Here is a 19,139-nt window from a genome sequence, read left to right as displayed (position 1 = left end):
ATTAGTGGTAGCGCCGGCTGCGCCCTCGCCACGGTCGCAGCACCGGCACCAGCAGGATCCCGATCGCCACCCCGAGGGCCGCCCCGGTGACGTTGTCGACGACGTCGGTCACGTCGCAGGCGCGGTCGATCCGGGCCAGCGCGAGCTGGGTCGCCTCGATCGCCGCGGAGTACGCCGCCAGCCCGACCAGGCCCAGCGGCACCAGCACCCACCCCGCCCGCCAGCGGGCCACCGTGAGGACGAGCAGCACCCCGGACGGCACGAACAGCACGGTGTTGAGCAGCCGCTGCCCGCTCTGGAAGATCCAGAAGCCCTCGGGGGCCGGCCCGCCGATGTCCCACGAGCAGCTGGTCAGCCGGTCCTCGGCGTACACCACCCCCGGCGCGCCCTGCGCGGGGATCAGCGTCACGCAGGCGATCACGACCAGGGACCAGAGCAGCCCCGCGAAGGCGAAGGCGGAGACCGCGCCGAGCCGGCGGCGGGTCGCGAGGGCGAGCAGCAGGCACAGCGCGCCCGACGTCACGACACCGAGCAGCATCACGCCCACTCCACCGACCGGAAACACGGAGCGAGGCTACCCAGAGGACCTGTACGACCGCGCCGGCTGCCCGCCCAGCCTGCCGGGCGACACCGGGGGCGACAATGGGTACGACGGGGTCGAGCGCCGCCTCCGCCGGGAGGAGAGATCCGTGGGCCAGCAGTTCGGGACCCTGAGCCTGGAGCACTCCACGACCGTCGACCGGGCGGCTCGGGAGCTGCGCCGGGCCGTGTTCGACGGCGAGCTGGGGTCGGGGACGCCGCTGCGCGAGGTGGCCCTGGCCGACTCCCTCGGGGTCTCCCGGCCGACGGTGCGCGAGGCGCTCTCGGCGCTGGTCTCGGAGGGGCTGGCCGTCCGCGAGCCGAACCGCGGGGTCGCCGTGGCCACGCCGGACCCGGACTCGGTCCGCGACGTCTGCCGGGCCCGCGCGGTCCTCGAGGTCGCAGGGGTGCGCCGCTGGCCCGAGGCCGACGAGCAGCTGCGCGAGGAGGTCCGCGCGGGACTGGCCGGCTACGCCGCCGCGGTCCGCGCGGGAGCGCCGTACACCGACCTCAACGAGCACCACCTCGCCTTCCACGTCTCGCTCGTGGGGCTGACCGGCTCCGCGCGGCTGGTCCGCACGGCGCACGCGCTCGTCGCGGAGCTCCGGCTGGCGCTGGCCCAGGTGGACCGGTCCCGCCGCAACGCCCACGACCAGGCCGACTCCCACACCCACCTGGTGCTCCTGCTCGAGCGCGGGGACGTCGACGGCGCCGCGGCGTACCTCGCCCAGCATCTCGCCGACGCCGAGACCTCGATCCTGGACGCGCTCGACCTCCGTTGAGCTGGGTCGGGCCCACGGGCGATCCCCCTAGGATCGCTGCGTGCGTTTCCTCACCTGGCTCATCGGCACCGCGATCTCGCTGTCGGTCGCGACCTGGCTCTTCGAGGGCATCTGGTTCGAGCCCCGACACGGCGACGTCTCCGAGAAGGTCGTCCCGCTGCTGCTGGTCGCGCTGATCCTCGGCGTGGTCTCGGCGTTCGTGAAGCCGGTCCTGCAGATCCTGTCGATCCCGTTCATCATCGTGACGCTGGGCCTGTTCCTGCTCGTGATCAACGCGGCGATGCTGATGCTCACCAGCTGGCTGGCCGACCAGCTCGACATCGGCTTCCACGTCGACGGGTTCTGGACCGCCGTCGGCGGCGCCATCGTCATCACGGTCGTGGACTGGGTCGTCGACGGCGTGCTCGGCTCGGAGCGGGACCGCTGATGACCCTGCCGCCACCGCGCACCGAGGGCCGCTACGCGATCGCGCTGGTCTGCCTCGGCAACATCTGCCGCTCGCCGATGGCCGACGTGGTGCTCGGCGCGCGCATCGAGGAGGCCGGCCTGGCCGAGCTGGTCACGGTCGCGAGCTCCGGCACCGGCGGCTGGCACGTCGGCGACCCGATGGACCGACGTGCGGCGGCGACCCTGACCGCAGCGGGGTACGACGCCAGCCGGCACCGCGCCCGCCGGTTCACGCCCGCCTGGCTCGAGGAGTACGACCTGGTGCTGGCCATGGACGGGCAGAACCTCGCCGACATCGGCGGCGAGACCACCCGCGTGCGGCTGTTCCGCGACTTCGATCCGCTCGTTCCGGGTGGGGAGGTGCCGGACCCGTACTACGGTGGGGCCGACGGCTTCGAGGAGGTGCTCACCATGGTGGAGCGCACCGCGGCGACCATCGTCGCCCACCTGGAGACAGCCCTGCGCCCGAGGACACAGCACCCGGACCGGCCGCACGAGGAGCACCCCGCGCCGTGACCCGACAGCCGCTGGTCGCCAGGCGCGCCGAGGACCTCCTCGGCGCCGCCGTGGTGGCCACGGCCCCGGTCGCCGGAGGCGACATCGCGACCGCGACGCGGCTGCGGCTCAGCAACGGCACGACCGCCCTGATGAAGACCCTGCCGCACGCCCCGGCCGACTTCTTCGAGAGCGAGGCCCACGGCCTGCGCTGGCTCGCCGAGAGCGGCGGCGTCGCCGTCCCCGAGGTGCTCGCGGTGGACCACGAGTGCCTGATCGTGGCGTGGGTCGAGCCGGGCAAGGTCACCGCCGACGCGGCGGCCGGGTTCGGCCGGGCCCTGGCCGCCACCCACGGCGCCGGCTCGGCGTCGTACGGCCTGGACCGCGACGGTTACATCGGCAAGCTGCCGCTGCCGAACCGGACGGCCGGCACCTGGGCGGAGTTCTTCGCGACCCGCCGGGTGCTGCCCTACCTGAAGCTGGCGCGCGACCGGGGCGCGATCACCGACCACGACGCCGCCGCGGTCGAGGCGGTCGTCGCCCGGCTGCCCGCGCTGGTGCCCGAGGAGCCGCCGGCCCGACTGCACGGCGACCTCTGGAACGGCAACGTGCTGTGGGGTCTCGACGGCCGCGCCCACGTCATCGACCCCGCGGCGCACGGCGGCCACCGCGAGACCGACCTCGCGATGCTCGCGCTCTTCGGGCTGCCGCACCTGGCCCGCGTCCTGGACGCCTACGCCGAGGCCAGCCCGCTCGCCGACGGCTGGGAGGACCGGGTCGGCGTGCACCAGCTCTTCCCGCTGCTGGTCCACGCCTGCCTGTTCGGGGGCGGGTACGGCGCCCGCGCCGCCCAGACCGCCCGGGGCTACCTGTAGCGCCGACTCTCAGTCACGACTCAGGCTCGGCTGGCACAGTAGGTCCGTGACCGTCTCGCCTCCCGGGGGCCAGCCCCGGCCCCGTGTGCTCGTCGTCGACGACGACAAGGCCGTGCGCGAGTCGCTGCGCCGCTCGCTCGAGTTCAACGGGTACGCCGTCAGCCTGGCCGCCGACGGCGCCGAGGCGCTCGCGGGGCTGAGCTCGCCGGGGGCCGGAGCCGCGCCGGACGTCGTGGTGATGGACGTGATGATGCCGCGCCTCGACGGCATCGAGACCACCAAGGCGCTGCGGGCGGCCGGTAACGACGTGCCGATCCTCGTGCTCACCGCCCGCGACGCCGTCGGTGACCGGGTCGAGGGCCTCGACGCCGGCGCCGACGACTACCTGACCAAGCCGTTCGCGCTCCAGGAGCTGCTGGCCCGGCTGCGGGCGCTGCTGCGCCGCGCGGTCCCCCGTGACGACGAGGCCGAGGACAAGCTCACCTTCTCCGACCTCTCGATGGACGTGGCGAGCCGCGAGGTGCGCCGCGGCGAGCGGCTGGTGGAGCTGACCCGGACCGAGTTCACGCTGCTCGAGATGTTCCTGCGCCGCCCCCGCCGGGTGCTGGAGCGCTCGTTCATCCTCGAGGAGGTCTGGGGCTACGACTTCCCGACCACGGCGAACTCGCTGGAGGTCTACGTCGGCTACCTGCGCCGCAAGACCGAGGCCGAGGGCGAGCCGCGCCTGATCCACACCGTCCGCGGGGTCGGCTACGTGCTGAAGGAGACATGAGCACGCTCACCCCGCCCCCCTCGCCACCCCGGCCCACTCCCCCGGCCGCACCCCCGGCCGCACCCGCGCCGGTGGTCCCGACGGGCGAGGACCGACGCTGGCACTACCGGAGGTCGCTGGCCAGCCGGGTGACGCTGCTGACCACGATCGCCGTCGGCCTCGCGGTCGCGTTCGTGGCCGCCGGTGCGTTCCTGACCGTCAAGATGCAGCTGCAGTCCACGCTCGACCAGTCGCTGCTCGACCGGGCGCACGCGGCGGCCAAGTCCGACGCGCTGTCCCGGATCACCGACAACTACAAGCTGCCCTCGTGGGCGCTGGGCGCCTCCGACGTACGCATCGCCTTCATCTACGACGACGGCAGCGGCGTCGTGCTCGACAACGGACCCGACCTCCCGCTGGGCAACCCCGAGTTCCAGGTGTCCGCGGGTCGTTCCGAGTCCAGCACCCGCACCGTCTCGGTGGAGGGGACCCGCTACCGCGTGGTGGCCGTGCCGACCACCAGCCGCGGCCAGGCGCTGGTCATCGCCCAGTCCCTCGACGGCCAGGAGCGGGTGCTGGCCCGGCTCGGCGTCGTGATGCTGCTCTTCGGGCTCGCGGGCGTGATCGCCGCCGCGATGGCCGGCTGGGGGGTGGCCCGCAACGGCCTGCGGCCGGTGCGCCGCCTGACCACCGCGGTCGAGCACATCGCCCGCACCGAGGACCTCACCCCGCTGCCCGTCGAGGGCGACGACGAGATCGCCCGGCTGGCCACGGCGTTCAACCAGATGCTCACCGCGCTCTCGGCCTCCCGCGACCGGCAGCGCCAGCTGGTCGCCGACGCCGGCCACGAGCTGCGTACGCCGCTGACGTCGCTGCGCACCAACCTCGACCTGCTGGCCCAGGCCGACGGGCCGGACGCGGTCGGGGGGCTGCCGCCCGAGGCGCGCGCCGAGCTGCTCGAGGACGTGCGCGCCCAGATCGAGGAGCTCACCACGCTGATCGGCGACCTGGTCGAGCTGGCCCGCGACGAGCCGCTCACCCACGTCGTGGAGTCGGTGGACCTCGCGGAGGTCGCCGACCGGGCCGTCGCCCGCGTGCGGCGCCGGGCCCCGGGTGTCTCGTTCGAGGTGGCCACCGGGTCCTGGTGGGTCACCGGCGAGCCCGCCGCCCTGGAGCGGGCCATCACCAACCTCCTCGACAACGCCGCGAAGTGGAGCCCGCCGGGCGGCACCGTGCAGGTCCGGCTCGACGACGGCGTGCTGACGGTGGACGACCAGGGCCCCGGCATCGCGCCGGACGACCTGCCGCACGTCTTCGACCGCTTCTACCGCTCCCAGGAGTCGCGCTCGATGCCCGGCTCCGGGCTGGGACTCTCGATCGTGCGCCAGGTCGCCTCCCGGCACTCCGGCAGCGTGGTGGCGGACGGCTCACCGGCCGGGGGCGCGCGCCTGACCCTGGAGCTGCCGGGTGCCCCGGTCCCGCCCGCGGAGGTCGAGGCCTTCACCTCCTGACCGGAGATGGTCCAACGCCCCTACCGGGCGGGACCCGCGGGGCAGAGCGTGGAGGCGTTCGACCTGTGCGGGAGGTGACTCCATGATGTTCGAGGACCGTGCCGATGCCGGACGGAGGCTGGCGCGCGCGCTCGCCGACTACCGCACCGCGAACCCGGTCGTGCTCGGGCTGCCCCGGGGCGGGGTGCCGGTGGCCTTCGAGGTGGCCAGGGCGCTCCAGGCCCCGCTCGACGTGCTCTGCGTGCGCAAGCTCGGGCTGCCCTCGCAGCCGGAGCTGGCCGTGGGGGCCGTCGGCGAGGACGGCGTGCTCGTCGTGAACCAGGACGTGCTGGCCGCCAGCGGACTGAGCCCGAACGCCCTGCGCGCGCTCGAGGAGACCGGCCGCGCCGAGCTCGCCGACCGGGTCCGACGGCTGCGGGGCGACGGTCGCCGGCTGGCGCTGGGCGACCGGGTCGCGCTCGTGGTGGACGACGGGATCGCGACCGGCGCCACCGCCCGGGCCGCCTGCCAGGTCGCCCGGGCGCACGGCGCCCGAGCGGTCGTGCTCGCCGTCCCCGCCGCCTCCAGCCGTGCCGTGGCGGAGCTGGGGCGCGAGGTGGACGACCTGGTCTGCCTGGACCAGCCGCACCCGTTCTGGGCCGTCGGGCAGGTCTACCGCGACTTCGGCCAGGTCGACGACGCCGGGGTGCTGTCGCTGCTCGCGCGGGCCACGTGGTCGCAGCAGGCGCCGACGGTCGAGGCCGACCCGCGCGCCCCGCGCGAGGTCCTCGTCCCCGTCCCGGGCGCCGAGGCACCGCTGGCCGGCATCCTCGACGTACCGCCCCGCCCCCTCGGCCTGGTCGTGTTCGCGCACGGCAGCGGCAGCAGCCGGCTCAGCCCGCGCAACCGGCGGGTGGCCGGGGTCCTGTCCCGGGCCGGTCTCGGCACGCTGCTGCTCGACCTGATGACCGTCGGCGAGGAGGGCGACCGGGAGCTGGTGTTCGACATCGCCTTCCTGACCGAGCGCCTGGTCGGCGCCTGCTCCTGGCTGCTCCAGCAGCCCGGCTGCCGGCACCTGCCGCTCGGGCTGTTCGGCGCGAGCACCGGCGCCGCCGCCGCCCTGTCCGCCGCGGCGGACCCCCGGGTCGACGTGGCCGCGGTCGTCGCGCGCGGCGGCCGGCCCGACCTCGCGACGGCCGACCTCGCCAAGGTCCGCACCCCGACCCTGCTCGTCGTCGGCGGCAACGATCCCCAGGTGCTGCAGCTCAACCGCCGGGCCCAGGACCGGCTCCCCGACGCCAGCCTGGTCGTGGTCCCCGGGGCCACCCACCTGTTCGAGGAGCCCGGCACCCTGGACCGGGTCGCGCAGCTGGCCCGCGACTGGTTCCTCGGGCACCTGGTGCACGGTCACGGCGTCGCCACGCCCACCGGCTGACCTCAGTCCGGACGGGCCCGGCCCATGGCCTGCACCGTTCGCCTGCACCGTTGGCCCTGCACCGTTGGCCCTGCACCGTTGGCCCTGCACCGTGCCGACCTTCGGCCCTGCACCGCGGGCCGGCCGGGCGATGGACTGGCGGGACCGGAAGGAGCAGCCCGTGCCCCACCAGACCCTGCCGTCGTACGACGAGCTCCGCCGCGACTTCACCTGGGAGCGGGCGCGCGCCGAGCTGGCCGGGCTGCCCGGGGGACGCGGCCTCAACATCGCCCACGAGGCCGTCGACCGGCACGTCGACGCCGGGGCGGGCGACCTCGAGGCGCTGCGCTGCGTGGCCGAGGACCGCTCCACGCGCAGCCTCACCTACGAGCAGCTGCGCCGCGAGACCAACCGGTTCGCGAATGCGCTGGCCGAGCTGGGCATCACCCGCGGCGACCGGGTGATGACGCTGCTCGGGCGGCAGGAGGAGCAGTACGTCGCCGCACTCGGCACGCTCAAGCTGGGGGCCGTGCTCTCGCCGCTCTTCTCCTCCTTCGGCCCCGAGCCGATCCGCCAGCGGCTGCTGATCAGCGGCGCGCGGGTGCTGGTCACGACCGCGGCCCTGTACCGCCGCAAGGTCGCCGGCCTGCTCGACGACGTGCCGACGCTGGAGCACGTGCTGGTCGTGGGTGAGCCGCCGGACCAGCGCACCACCAGCCTGACCGCGCTGCTGGCCGACGCCTCCGAGGACTTCGAGATCCCGGCCACGCGGCCCGACGAGCCGGCGCTGCTGCACTTCACCAGCGGCACGACCGGCACCCCCAAGGGCGCGGTGCACGTGCACGAGGCGGTGGTCGCCCACCACGCGACCTCGCGGTTCGCGCTCGACCTGCGCGAGGGCGACGTCTTCTGGTGCACCGCCGACCCGGGCTGGGTGACCGGCACGTCGTACGGCATCATCGCGCCGCTCACCCATCGGGCGACCGTGGTGACCTACGCCGGGGAGTTCGACGCCCGGGAGTGGTACCGGCTGCTCGAGGAGCAGCGGGTCGACGTCTGGTACACCGCGCCGACCGCGCTGCGGATGCTGATGAAGTACGGCGCCGACGCGGCCCGGACCCACGACCCGTCCGCCCTGCGGCACATCGCCAGCGTCGGCGAGGCGCTCAACCCCGAGGTGGTCACCTGGGGCACGGCGGCCTACGGCCGGCCGATCCACGACAACTGGTGGCAGACCGAGACCGGCGCGATCATGGTGAGCAACTACCCCGGCATGGAGATCAGGCCCGGCTCCATGGGCCGCCCGGTGCCGGGGGTCGAGGCGGCGGTGCTGGTCCGCGGCGAGAACGGGCGGGCGCTCGTCGAGGACGGGCACGCCCGGGTCGCCCGGCCGGGCACCACCGGCGAGCTCGCGCTGCGGCCCGGCTGGCCCTCGATGTTCCGCGGTTATCTCGGCGAGGAGGAGCGCTACCGCTCCTGCTTCGGCGGCGGGTGGTACCTCAGCGGCGACCTGGCCCGCACCGACGAGGACGGCTACTTCTGGTTCGTCGGCCGGGCCGACGACGTCATCAAGTCGGCCGGCCACCTGATCGGGCCGTTCGAGGTCGAGACCGCGCTGATGGAGCACCCGGCCGTGGTGGAGGCCGGCGTGATCGGCAAGCCCGACCCGGTCGCCGGCGAGCTGGTGAAGGCGTTCGTGACCCTGCGCCCCGGCTACGAGGCGTCCGAGGAGCTGCGCCGCGAGCTGCTGGCGTTCGGGCGCCGCGGGCTCGGCGGCCTGGCGCCCAAGGAGATCGACTTCGACCAGCACCTCCCGCACACCAGCAGCGGCAAGGTGATGCGCCGGCTGCTCAAGGCCCGTGAGCTCGGGCTCCCCGAGGGCGACGTCTCGACCCTGGAGCACACACCATGAGCCTCCTCGACGAGCAGGGCGCGCCCCGGCCGGGCGCCGACACCGGGCACCGCACCGGGCTGCTGCGCACGATGCTGCTGATCCGCCGGTTCGAGGAGCAGTGCGCGGAGCTCTACAGCGCCACCCGGATCCGCGGGTTCCTGCACCTCTACGTCGGCGAGGAGGCGGTCGCGACCGGGGTGATGGCCGCGCTGGGGCCCGAGGACGCCGTCGTCTCGACCTACCGGGAGCACGGGCACGCGCTGGCCCGCGGCGTCCCGGTGGAGTCGCTGATGGCCGAGATGTTCGGCCGGGTGACCGGCTGCAGCCGCGGTCGCGGCGGCTCCATGCACCTGTTCGACAAGGCCACCCGGTTCGTCGGCGGCAACGCGGTGGTCGCCGGCGGGATCCCGCTGGCCGTCGGGCTCGCGCTCGCCGACCACATGCAGCACCGGGACCGGGTCACCGCCTGCTTCTTCGGCGACGGGGCCGTCGCCGAGGGCGAGTTCCACGAGGCGATGAACCTGGCCGCGCTGTGGCGGCTGCCGGTGCTGTTCTGCTGCGAGAACAACCGCTACGCCATGGGCACCTCGATCGCCAAGGAGCACGCCCAGACCGACCTGGCGCTGCGCGCGTCGTCGTACGGCATGGCGGCCTGGCCGGTGGACGGCATGGACGTGCTGGCCGTCGAGGAGGCCGCCACCCGGGCCGTGGAGGAGATCCGCGGCGGCGGCGCCCCGGTGTTCCTGGAGCTGCGGACCTACCGGTTCCGCGCGCACTCGATGTACGACCCGGACCGCTACCGCACCAAGGAGGAGGTCGCGGCCTGGCGGGGACACGACCCGCTGGCCGCCCTCGAGGCGCTGATGCGGGCCGAGGGCCAGCTCGACGACGCCGGCCTCGCCGCCCTCGAGGACGAGGTCGCCGGGCTGCTGGCCCGCGCGGTCCAGGCCGCCGACGCCGCGCCCGAGGAGCCGGTCGAGGACCTCACCCGCTTCGTGACCAGCCCCGCCTCGGGTGGGGGTGGTTGAGGTGACCACCACTGAGACCACCCGGACCACGACGTACCGCGAAGCCATGCGGGAGGCGATGCGCGAGGCGATGCGCGCCGACGAGCGGGTGTTCCTGATGGGCGAGGACGTCGGCAGCTACGGCGGCTGCTTCGCGGTCAGCCTGGGCCTGCTGGAGGAGTTCGGTCCCGACCGGATCCGGGACACGCCGCTGTCGGAGTCGGGGTTCGTCGGCGCCGGCATCGGCGCCGCGATCGGCGGGATGCGTCCGATCGTCGAGATCATGACGGTCAACTTCAGCCTGCTGGCGCTCGACCAGATCCTCAACAACGCGGCGTCCCTGCTGCACATGTCCGGCGGCCAGTTCAACGTGCCGCTGGTGATCCGGATGACCACCGGCGCGGGGCGCCAGCTGGCCGCGCAGCACTCGCACAGCCTCGAGGGGTGGTACGCCCACATCCCCGGCCTGCGGGTGCTCGCGCCCGCCACGGTCGAGGACGCACGCGGCATGCTGGCCCCGGCGCTCGCCGACCCCGACCCGGTGCTGATCTTCGAGCACGGCTCGCTCTACAACCTCGCCGGCGAGCTGGCCGAGGACGCGGGCCCGGTCGACCTCGACCACGCCGCGGTGCGTCGTGCCGGCGACGACGTCACGATCGTGGCGTACGGCGGCACGCTGCCCAAGGCCATGGCCGCCGCCGACCTGCTCGCCACCGAGGGCCGCTCGGCCGAGGTCGTCGACCTGCGCACGCTGCGCCCGCTCGACGACGCCACCATCCTCGCGTCGGTCCGGCGCACCCACCGGGTCGTGGTGGTCGACGAGGGCTGGCGCACCGGCAGCCTGGCCGCCGAGGTCAGCGCCCGGATCACCGAGCAGGCGTTCTACGACCTCGACGCGCCCGTGGAGCGGGTGTGCACCGCGGAGGTGCCGCTGCCCTACCCGCGCCACCTCGAGGAGGCCGCCCTCCCCCAGCCCGCGACGATCGCGGAGGCCGCCCGGCGTGCCCTGGGGCCGGGATGAGCGACTTCACGATGCCCTCGCTGGGCGCGGACATGGACGAGGGGACGCTGCTGGAGTGGCTGGTGAAGCCCGGCGACGCCGTGCACAAGGGCGACATCCTGGCCGTGGTGGACACCTCCAAGGCGGCCGTCGAGGTCGAGAGCTTCGCCGACGGGGTGGTCGACCGGCTCGTCGTCGAGCCGGGCACGAAGGTCCCGGTCGGTGCGGTCCTCGCCACCCTCGCCCCCACCGCCGAGTCGGCGCGAACTCGTCGCGAAGAGCCGTCGAGTCGGCGCAACGTCGTCGCGGAGGAGGTGCCGCGCCGGCGCGACGGCGCCGCACAGCCGCACGTCTCCTCCCCGCTGGTGCGCCGCGAGGCCGACCAGCTGGGCCTCGACCTCGGCTCCCTCACCGGCACCGGGCGCGGCGGGATGATCACCCGCGCCGACGTACGCCGCGCCGCGGCCGCCGCGGCGCCACCCACGCCCGCACCCACCGCCGCAGGGACCGGGGCGAGCGCACCGGCCACCGGCGCGCACGTGCGGATCACGCCGTACGCCCGACGGCTCGCAGAGGAGCTCGGCGTCGACCTGGGCCGGTTCCCCGCGGGCGACGGGCGGCCGGTGCGGGCCGCGGACGTGCGGGCCGAGGCCACCGGCACGTCGACCGGGCGACCTGCCACGCTGGCGGCGGAGGCACCTCCCGAGCCCGCAGTGTCGGCAGAGGCCCCGACGCCCCCGGTCGGCTCGCAGGCGGCCCGCCGCGCGGAGATGCGCCGCACCATCGCGTCGGTGATGGCCCGCTCGAAGCGGGAGATCCCGCACTACTACCTGGCCCAGACGATCGACCTCGACCGGGCACTGGGCTGGATGCGCGAGCGCAACCGGGACCTGCCGGTCACCGAGCGGTTGCTGCCGGCGGCCCTGCTCCTCAAGGCCGCCGCGCTCGCAGCGGCGCAGGTGCCGGCCCTGAACGGGTTCTGGGTCGATGACGGGTTCCGGGCCGGCAGCGGGGTGCACCTCGGCGTGGCCGTCTCGCTGCGGGGCGGCGGACTGGTCGCGCCCGCACTCCACGACGCCGACCGGTTGCCCGTCGGGGACCTGATGGCCCGGATGCGCGACCTGGTGACCCGGGCCCGTGCGGGGCGGCTGCAGCGCGCCGAGCTCAGCGACCCCACGATCACCGTCACCAACCTCGGCGAGCAGGGCGTCGAGTCGGTGCACGGCGTGATCTACCCGCCGCAGGTGGCCCTGGTGGGCTTCGGCCGCGTCACCGAGCGGCCGTGGGCCGTCGACGGGCTGCTCGGCGTACGCCCCCTGACCGTGGCCACGCTGGCGGCCGACCACCGCGCCACCGACGGCTTCACAGGCGGCCGCTTCCTGGCCGCCGTCGACGAACGGCTCCAGCACCCGGAGGACCTATGAGCGACCCCACCGCCCTCACCGAGGACCAGGCCCGCGCCGCCGTCACCGACGCCCTGCTGAGGATCGTCCCGGACGCCGATCTCGAGGAGGTCGGCGACGACGGCTCGCTGCGCTCGGAGCTGGAGCTCGACTCGCTGGACTTCCTCGGCTTCGTCGAGCAGCTGAGCACCACCACGGGCGTGCGGATCGCCGAGGACGACTATCCCGCGCTGCGCACCATGCGCTCCAGCATCGCCTTCCTCACCCGTTGACTCGGGTCCACCGGACCCCGGGTTCGGGACCTCCGGACCCACTCCCGCGCGCCCGCATCGCGGACACTCGGCTCAGGAGGTGCCGCGATGAGGGCACACATGACCTGGCGCACGATGCTCGTGGACGGGCGTACGACGTCGTACGGCGTCGCGGGTGACGGCCCGCCGGTGGTCTTCCTGCACGGCTGGGGCCTCTCGCACCGCACCTACCGGCACGGCCTCGAGCGCGTCGTGGGGCGCGGGGTGCGGGTGCTCGCCCCGGCGCTGCCCGGCTTCGGGGGCACGGCCACGCTGCCGTCGAGGTCGTTCTCGCTGGCGGGGTACGCCGACTGGGTCGCCGCGTTCCTCACCGAGCTCGGCGTCGACGAGCCGGTCACCCTGGTCGGTCACTCGTTCGGCGGCGGGGTCGCGCTGCGCACCGCGCACGACCACCCCGAGCTGGTGGCCCAGCTGGTGCTGGTCAACTCCATCGGCGGGTCGGTGTGGGCCAACCGCGACGAGCTGCCGGTCCTGATGGCCGAGCGGCCGGTGTGGGACTGGGGGCTGCACATCGCGGCGCACGCGCTCTCGGTGCGCTCCTTCACCCGCGTCGCGCCCGTGATCGCGGCCGACGCCGTGCCCAACTTCCTCCTGCACCCGACCACGCTGTGGAAGGTCGGTCGCCTGGCACGGGACGCCAACCTGTCCACCGAGCTCGAGGAGCTCAAGCGTCGCCGGCTGCCCATCGTGATCGTCTGGGGTCGCGACGACACGGTCATCCCGTGGGCGTGCGCGGAGTCGCTCGCCGTCGCGCTCGGAGGCCCCGAGGTCGTCACGGTGCCGGGCAACCACAGCTGGCTGCTCGCGGACCCGAGCCGGTTCGCCGAGGTGATCACCAACATCATCGGGATCGCCCCCGACGAGGACGAGCAGGCCTCGTAGCCGACGGAAGGACCGACCCGGCATGGACAACATCTTCGGCATCCCCGCCCACCCGCTGATCGTCCACGCGGTGGTCGTGCTCGTCCCGCTCGCGGCTCTGGGCGCCGTCCTGGTCGCCCTGTCGCCCTGGGTGCGCGCCCGGGTCGGCTGGCTCGTGGCCGCGACCGCCGTCCTCGACGTGGTCCTCGTTCCCCTGGCGACCGGGAGCGGGGAGTCGCTCGAGGAGCGGGTCAACGAGACCGCCCTGCTGGAGAAGCACACCGAGATGGGTGGACAGCTGACGCCGTGGGTGATCGGGCTGGCGATCGGCATCGTGGCCTTCATGGTGCTGGCCCGCCTCGTCGCCCGCAGCCAGCCGGGCTCCCGTCCCGCCTGGGCAGCGCCGTGGGTGACCTGGGCAGTGGCCGCGATCACGATCGTCGCGGCGTCCGGGGCCATGGTCCAGGTGGTGCGCATCGGCCACAGCGGCGCCGAGGCCTCCTGGTCGGACGTGGGGTCCGGCGGCTAGACCCGGCGCAACCCGGCCAGGACCGCGGCCCGCCCGTCGTCCCACCGACCGGTGAGCGTGTGGTCGGCCGTGACGTCCGCGCCGACGCGGCGGACGACGACCAGCTCGACCCCGCCGGCACGCACCACCGTCGTGGGGCCCTCGTCGTGGCAGTCGACCGAGTCGATCGCCGGGACGGGGGTGCCGGGTGCCCCGCTGCCCTGCACCACGACGCCGGGTGCACGCGTCTCCCGGCGACCGTCGACCTCGAAGTACTCCTCCGCCTGGGTCCCCCCGGTGAGCACGACGGTCGCCAGCGCCGTCGCCCAGACCGGGTCGCCGCACGCGTCGTACACCCAGCGCCGGCCCAGCACGGAGTGCTCGGTGGTGCCGACGAGGTGCTCCTCGGCGCCTGCGAGAGGCGCCGCGCGGTAGGTCAGCGGCAGGTGCAGCACCGGCCCGGCGTCGTCACCGAGCAGGAAGCCCTCGATGCCCACCTCGCCCGCCGGGTCGTCGAACCGGTAGGCGCCCACCGGCCGCAGGTCACTCGCTCCCCCGGACCAGCCGCGGCCCGGCAGCCAGGCATCCATCAGCTCGCGCTTGGTCGGGGTGAGGGTCGCCTTGTGCAGGAGGGCCATGCGCCCAACCCTAGGCGGCGGAGCGGGCCCTCCAGCGCTCCGCCAGCATCCGCCACTTCGCGGCGGCGGCGCGGGCCCGCACCATGCGCGGGCGGCTGATCAGGTAGGCGATGACGACGAGGCCGACGATCGTGACGATCCGGTTCGGGTCCACCGCCGGGCGCCAGCTGACCTGGCCGTCCTGGATGACGTAGGCACCCGCCGGACGGCCGCTGACGCCGAAGCCGCCACCCTCGCCCTCCTGGCCCTTCTCGTCGTGACCGGTGCCGCCGCCGGCACCCCCGGAGACCACGGCCGCCGGGATCACGGTGAGCCCGTCCTCCACGTACGGCTCGCCGTAGACCCGCCTGACCGTGATGACGTCCTTCGCACTGCTGACCATGTCGGTGACCTTCATGCGTTCCAGCCTCTGGTCGGGTCACCGACGCGGACAGGGCTGAAGGTCCTGTGCGAGCCAGCGGCGAATCGGCCGGGCGATTCGTCCGATGCCCCGTTCCTGCACGCCCGGACCGATCGCAAGGCTGGGCGGGGGCCGCATTGGGGCTGGGCGGTGAGTGAGCCACCGTTTCCTGCGCGCGAACGGTGGTCCGCTCACCGCCCGGACGCGGGCCCTGGGGCCGGCGGTGAGCCAGCCACCGTTTCCTGCCCGCCAACGGTGGTCAGCTCACCGGCGGCCTGAGCTGCCCGCCCGCGTCCGAAGACCTACGCCTCGTCGAACACCCGCAGCAACCGCTCGGCCTTCCAGCGCGACTCCGCGTACTCCTCCCCGACGTCCGACCGCACCGTGATCCCACCGCCCGTGCCCAGCTGCCAGGTGCCGTCGCCGGCCGTGGTCAGCGACCGGATGACCACGCCCAGGTCGGCGCGCCCGTCTGCGGCCAGCCATCCGAACGCACCGGCGTAGACGCCGCGCGGGGAGGACTCCACCTCCTCGATCACGGCCATCGTGCGCAGCTTCGGCGCCCCGGTCATCGAGCCCGCCGGGAAGAGCGCGCGCAGCGCCTGCACGGTCGAGACGTCCTCACGCAGCCGGCCGCGCACCGAGGAGACCAGCTGGTGCACGGTGGGGTACGACTCCACCTCCATCAGCTGCGGCACCACGACCGTGCCGGGCTCGCAGACCATCGACAGGTCGTTGCGGAGCAGGTCGAGGACCATCAGGTTCTCGCTGCGGAACTTCGGCTCGGTGCGCAGCCGCTCCCGCAGCTCCTCGTCCTCGGCCGGCGTCGTGCCGCGCGGGGTGGTGCCCTTGATCGGCTTGGTCTCCAGGTGCCGGTCCGCGGTCACCAGCGCGTAGCGCTCGGGCGAGGAGCTCAGCAGCCAGGCGCGGTGCCCCGGGACGTCGTGCTGCAGGAATCCGGCGTACGGCGCGGGGTTGAGCTCGCGCAGCCGGAGGTACGCCGTGACGGGGTCGACGTCGCTGCGACGGGTGAGCCGGTAGGTCAAGTTCGCCTCGTAGGTGTTGCCGGCGTGCAGGTGCTCCTGGACCCGCGCGAATGCGGCGGCGTACTCCGCAGGGACCTCAGACGGCGCCGGGGAGGAGTCGCACGGTCCAGGAGCGTCCGGTGGTCGAGGAGCGTTCGACGGTCGAAGAGCGTCCGACGGTCGAAGAGCGTCCGGTGGTTGAGGAGCGAGCGCAGCGAGCGTCTCGAAACCACCCCCACGGACGTGGGCGTGCTCGAACAGCCGGACCTGACGCGGCCGCATCCACACGGCGTCCGGCAGCCCGCCGGGGTCGACGAGGGCGGGCAGGTCGGGTCGGGAGGCGTAGCCGAGATAGCCGAACCACTGGTCGCCGGCGTCCCCGGACGCAAGCTCGTGCTCGAGCGCCGCGAACACGTCACGACCCACGACCTCGGCCCGGCCGCCGCGGTGCCGGACGACCTCCTGGCGGGCGGCGTGCCAGGTCAGGGACACGTCGTCCTCGTCGAGCCAGCCGATGATCGACCGCTGCCCCGACCACTCCCGGGCGCCGCCGCCATCGAGCCAGAAGCAGCGTGGGTGGGCGGCGGCCACCTCCCGGAACCACGAGACCGGGTCGGGCCCGGTCATCGCAGCCCCAGGAAGCCCGCGACCAGCTCCGCGCCGTGCGCGGACAGGATCGACTCGGGGTGGAACTGCACGCCCTCGAGGGGCAGGGAGCGGTGCCGCACCCCCATCACGACCTGCCCGCCGTCCTCGGCGACGCAGGTGGCGCTCACCTCGAGGCAGTCAGGCACCGCGACGGCGGCGAGCGAGTGGTACCGCACCACGTCGAAGCCCTGCGGCAGGCCGCGGAAGACACCGGCACCGTCGTGGCGCACGGTCACCACGTCGCCGTGCGCGGGCAGCACCCGGGCGACGGTGCCGCCGTACGCCGTGACCAGCCCCTGCATCCCCAGGCAGACGCCGAGCACCGGGCGCGCGGCGCTCAGCAGCACCTCGCGACCGACCGCGAAGTCGGCGGGGTCGTCGGGGTGCCCCGGTCCCGGGGACAGCAGCACGTGGGAGTGGCGCAGGACGGCGGCCGCGGAGACCTCGTCGTGCTGCACCACCGTCGGCAGCACCCCGGTCACGCCGGCGACGAGGTGGACGAGGTTCCACGTGTAGGAGTCGTGGTGGTCCACGACGACCACGTCCGGTGCGGCCACCCCGCCAACGTAGCGGGCCGGGCTAGTGGTCGGACGCCGCGGGTGCCTCCAGCAGCAGGTCGCTGACGAAGTCGTGCACCAGGTCGTAGCCGCGCTCGGTGAGGATCGACTCGGCGTGGAACTGGATGCCCCGGTAGTGCGGGCCACGCAGCGCGTGGATGTCGCCGGACCCGGGGTCGGCCTCGACGCTCACGCCCCCGGGCAGCGCGTCGCTCCCGTCGGTCGAGCCTGTCGGGACCCGGCCCACGAACGTGTTGTAGAAGCCCACCCGCTCGGCCCGGCCGTCGATCGTCACCTGCGACTGGGTGCCCTGGAAGACGATGTCCTTGTAGGCCAGCGGGATCCCGAGCTGGTGGCACAGCGCCTGGTGGCCCAGGCACACGGCGAGGAACGGCTGGCGCCGCTCGAGCAGGCGCGCCACGGCTGCGCGCAGCGCCGCCATCTTGGGGTCGGCGTCGTCGCGCGGGTCACCCGGGCCGGGACCGACGATCACCAGGTCGAAGCCGTCCAGCGCCCCGTCGACGTAGTCCTCGTGACGCACCACGGTGCTGGTCATGCCGAGCACACCCAGCAGGTGGCGCAGCATGTTCACGAAGTCGTCCTCGCCGTCGAGGATGACCGCGCTCCTCCCGGCCAGCCGCGGGTCGGGGGCGGAGCCACCCTGGTCGGTGAGCCAGAAGCTGGAGAGCCTGCGGTTGCGAGAGTTCAGCGCGACCAGCACGTCCTCGTCGTTCACCAGCTCGGCGACGTTCGCCCGCGGCGCGGGCGCCGGCGGCACCAGCCCGAACGCGCTGAGGATGCCGCCCGCCTTCGCGTGCGTCTCGGCGACCTCGTACGCCGGGTCCGAGTCACGCACCAGCGTGGCGCCCGCGGTGACCTTGAGCCGGCCCTCGAGGTCGACGTCGGCGGTGCGGATGACGATCGGGCTGTCGACGACCGGCCCACCGACCGCGTCCCGGCCCAGGATCGCCAGCGCGGCGCCGTAGTAGCCCCGGCCCTCGGCCTCGTACTGCTTGATCAGACGGCACGCGTTCTCGACCGGGGACCCGGTGACGGTCGCGGCGTACATCGTGTCGCGCAGGACCTCGCGCGGGTCGCGGCTGGTGCGGCCGGCGAGGAGGTACTCGGTGTGGACGAGGTGGCTCATCGGCTTGAGGAACGGGCCGAGCACCTGGCCGCCCTCGTTGCAGACGTCGCACATCATCTTCAGCTCCTCGTCGACGACCATGAAGAGCTCGTAGATCTCCTTCTCGTCGCGCAGGAAGTCGAGGAGCGCCGCGTGCACGTCGGAGCCGTCGCGCGGGATCCGGAAGGTGCCACTGATCGGGTTCATCCGCACGTCGCCACCGTGGATGGAGACGTGCCGCTCGGGGCTGGCGCCGATCAGGTAGCGGTCGCCGGTGAAGAACAGGAAGGTCCAGTAGGCGCCGCGCTCGCGCTCGAGCAGCCGCTTGAGGACGGTGAGCGCCTTGTCGGCGCCCCAGTCGGCGACGGTCGCACGGTAGTGGCGGCCGATGACGAGGTTGGCGCCCTCGCCCTGCCCGATCTCGTCGTCGATGATCGACTCGACGAGCTTGGCGTAGTCCTCGTCGTCGGTCTCGAAGCCGCCGCGGTCGGAGAGCTCGATGCCGGTGTCGTCGATCGCGGCGACCACCTCGGCGACGGAGAACTCGAGCTCGGTCTCCACGTCGACGACGACCAGCGGGGTGCCGTCGTCGTGCGCCTCGAAGCCGCGCTCTCGCACCTGCCGGAACGGCACCGCGAGCAGCCGGTCGGCGATGTGCCCGTCTTCCGGCACGCCCTCCTCGAGGGGTACGTCGAGCAGCGACTCGACCACCCGGCGCCGGCCACCCACCAGGCCGACCGTGTCGCGGTCACCGGCCCGGGTCGAGCGCCGGATGATCGCCCACGCCTCGTGCCCCTGGAGCGCCTCGATCGCGGTCCGGGCATCGGTCGTGGCAGCCATGCCCAGAACTCTAGTCACCGCCGAGTCGGCGCAGACGCGGGTCCCAAACCCGTCGAGTCGGCGCAAACGCAGCTCGGGATCCCGTCGA

20 protein-coding genes are annotated in these 19,139 nt (G+C 74.2%); 14 read left to right on the top strand and 6 right to left on the bottom strand.

Translation table 11 applies throughout. From position 1 onward, the window contains the following. Window position 1: 1 nt before the first annotated feature. Window positions 2–565 (bottom strand): VanZ family protein, encoded by a 564-nt coding sequence (locus ACZ43H_RS20755; RefSeq protein WP_464586104.1) that lies wholly within the window; start codon window positions 563–565, stop codon window positions 2–4. A 124-nt stretch (window positions 566–689) separates the two neighbouring features. Here ACZ43H_RS20755 and ACZ43H_RS20750 point away from each other — a divergent pair, with 124 nt between their 5' ends. The 14 genes from ACZ43H_RS20750 to ACZ43H_RS20685 all read left to right on the top strand — a co-directional run bounded on the left by ACZ43H_RS20750 (window position 690) and on the right by ACZ43H_RS20685 (window position 13,838). After that, window positions 690–1,361, top strand: coding sequence for a GntR family transcriptional regulator (locus ACZ43H_RS20750; RefSeq protein ID WP_464586102.1), 672 nt, complete (start codon window positions 690–692; stop codon window positions 1,359–1,361). Between the two features lie 40 nt (window positions 1,362–1,401). After that, on the top strand, window positions 1,402–1,788 hold the full coding sequence (locus ACZ43H_RS20745) for a phage holin family protein (protein ID WP_464586101.1): 387 nt from the start codon (window positions 1,402–1,404) through the stop codon (window positions 1,786–1,788). Next, the gene (locus tag ACZ43H_RS20740; protein WP_464586099.1) at window positions 1,788–2,324 is read left to right on the top strand and encodes a low molecular weight protein-tyrosine-phosphatase; all 537 of its coding nucleotides are present in this window, start codon (window positions 1,788–1,790) and stop codon (window positions 2,322–2,324) included. The genes ACZ43H_RS20745 and ACZ43H_RS20740 overlap by 1 nt, the downstream gene beginning before the upstream one ends. Continuing rightward, window positions 2,321–3,178 (top strand): fructosamine kinase family protein, encoded by an 858-nt coding sequence (locus ACZ43H_RS20735; protein WP_464586097.1) that lies wholly within the window; start codon window positions 2,321–2,323, stop codon window positions 3,176–3,178. Before ACZ43H_RS20740 ends, ACZ43H_RS20735 begins: the two co-directional genes overlap by 4 nt. Window positions 3,179–3,224: 46 nt before the next feature. Next, complete coding sequence (locus tag ACZ43H_RS20730; protein ID WP_464586095.1) at window positions 3,225–3,950, top strand: response regulator transcription factor; 726 nt, start codon at window positions 3,225–3,227, stop codon at window positions 3,948–3,950. Next, window positions 3,947–5,440 (top strand): sensor histidine kinase, encoded by a 1,494-nt coding sequence (locus ACZ43H_RS20725; protein WP_464586094.1) that lies wholly within the window; start codon window positions 3,947–3,949, stop codon window positions 5,438–5,440. The genes ACZ43H_RS20730 and ACZ43H_RS20725 overlap by 4 nt, the downstream gene beginning before the upstream one ends. Window positions 5,441–5,522: 82 nt before the next feature. Continuing rightward, on the top strand, window positions 5,523–6,854 hold the full coding sequence (locus ACZ43H_RS20720) for a phosphoribosyltransferase family protein (RefSeq protein ID WP_464586092.1): 1,332 nt from the start codon (window positions 5,523–5,525) through the stop codon (window positions 6,852–6,854). A 160-nt stretch (window positions 6,855–7,014) separates the two neighbouring features. Further along, window positions 7,015–8,745, top strand: coding sequence for an acetate--CoA ligase (gene acsA / locus ACZ43H_RS20715; RefSeq protein WP_464586090.1), 1,731 nt, complete (start codon window positions 7,015–7,017; stop codon window positions 8,743–8,745). After that, on the top strand, window positions 8,742–9,755 hold the full coding sequence (gene pdhA, locus ACZ43H_RS20710; RefSeq protein ID WP_464586088.1) for a pyruvate dehydrogenase (acetyl-transferring) E1 component subunit alpha: 1,014 nt from the start codon (window positions 8,742–8,744) through the stop codon (window positions 9,753–9,755). Before acsA ends, pdhA begins: the two co-directional genes overlap by 4 nt. Before the next feature lies 1 nt (window position 9,756). Continuing rightward, entirely contained in the window at window positions 9,757–10,755 is a 999-nt protein-coding gene (locus tag ACZ43H_RS20705) for an alpha-ketoacid dehydrogenase subunit beta (protein ID WP_464586086.1), read from the top strand. After that, window positions 10,752–12,158, top strand: a complete 1,407-nt coding sequence (locus ACZ43H_RS20700; protein WP_464586084.1) for a 2-oxo acid dehydrogenase subunit E2 — start codon at window positions 10,752–10,754, stop codon at window positions 12,156–12,158. The genes ACZ43H_RS20705 and ACZ43H_RS20700 overlap by 4 nt, the downstream gene beginning before the upstream one ends. Next, a complete protein-coding gene (locus tag ACZ43H_RS20695; protein ID WP_464586082.1) occupies window positions 12,155–12,409 on the top strand; it encodes an acyl carrier protein in 255 nt (84 codons plus the stop codon). The genes ACZ43H_RS20700 and ACZ43H_RS20695 overlap by 4 nt, the downstream gene beginning before the upstream one ends. A 99-nt stretch (window positions 12,410–12,508) precedes the next feature. Then, window positions 12,509–13,330 (top strand): alpha/beta fold hydrolase, encoded by an 822-nt coding sequence (locus ACZ43H_RS20690; protein ID WP_464586080.1) that lies wholly within the window; start codon window positions 12,509–12,511, stop codon window positions 13,328–13,330. A gap of 22 nt (window positions 13,331–13,352) precedes the next feature. Then, a complete protein-coding gene (locus ACZ43H_RS20685; protein WP_464586079.1) occupies window positions 13,353–13,838 on the top strand; it encodes a DUF2231 domain-containing protein in 486 nt (161 codons plus the stop codon). Here ACZ43H_RS20685 and ACZ43H_RS20680 read toward each other — a convergent pair. The 5 genes from ACZ43H_RS20680 to ACZ43H_RS20660 form a co-directional block, all read right to left on the bottom strand. After that, complete coding sequence (locus ACZ43H_RS20680; RefSeq protein ID WP_464586077.1) at window positions 13,835–14,455, bottom strand: CG0192-related protein; 621 nt, start codon at window positions 14,453–14,455, stop codon at window positions 13,835–13,837. The two genes, ACZ43H_RS20685 and ACZ43H_RS20680, sit on opposite strands and share 4 nt — an antisense overlap. 10 nt (window positions 14,456–14,465) lie before the next feature. Further along, on the bottom strand, window positions 14,466–14,852 hold the full coding sequence (locus ACZ43H_RS20675; RefSeq protein ID WP_464586076.1) for a spore germination protein GerW family protein: 387 nt from the start codon (window positions 14,850–14,852) through the stop codon (window positions 14,466–14,468). 305 nt (window positions 14,853–15,157) lie between these two features. After that, window positions 15,158–16,507, bottom strand: coding sequence for an anthranilate synthase component I family protein (locus ACZ43H_RS20670; protein WP_464586074.1), 1,350 nt, complete (start codon window positions 16,505–16,507; stop codon window positions 15,158–15,160). Continuing rightward, window positions 16,504–17,085 carry an anthranilate synthase component II gene (locus ACZ43H_RS20665; protein WP_464586072.1) on the bottom strand — a complete coding sequence of 194 codons (582 nt, stop codon included), beginning with the start codon at window positions 17,083–17,085 and terminating at the stop codon, window positions 16,504–16,506. Before ACZ43H_RS20665 ends, ACZ43H_RS20670 begins: the two co-directional genes overlap by 4 nt. Before the next feature lie 22 nt (window positions 17,086–17,107). Then, window positions 17,108–19,051, bottom strand: a complete 1,944-nt coding sequence (locus ACZ43H_RS20660) for an anthranilate synthase family protein (protein ID WP_464586071.1) — start codon at window positions 19,049–19,051, stop codon at window positions 17,108–17,110. Between the last annotated feature and the right edge of the window lie 88 nt (window positions 19,052–19,139).

This window comes from Nocardioides sp. DN36, assembly GCF_055380375.1.
This window is presented reverse-complemented; position numbering and strand designations above follow the sequence as displayed.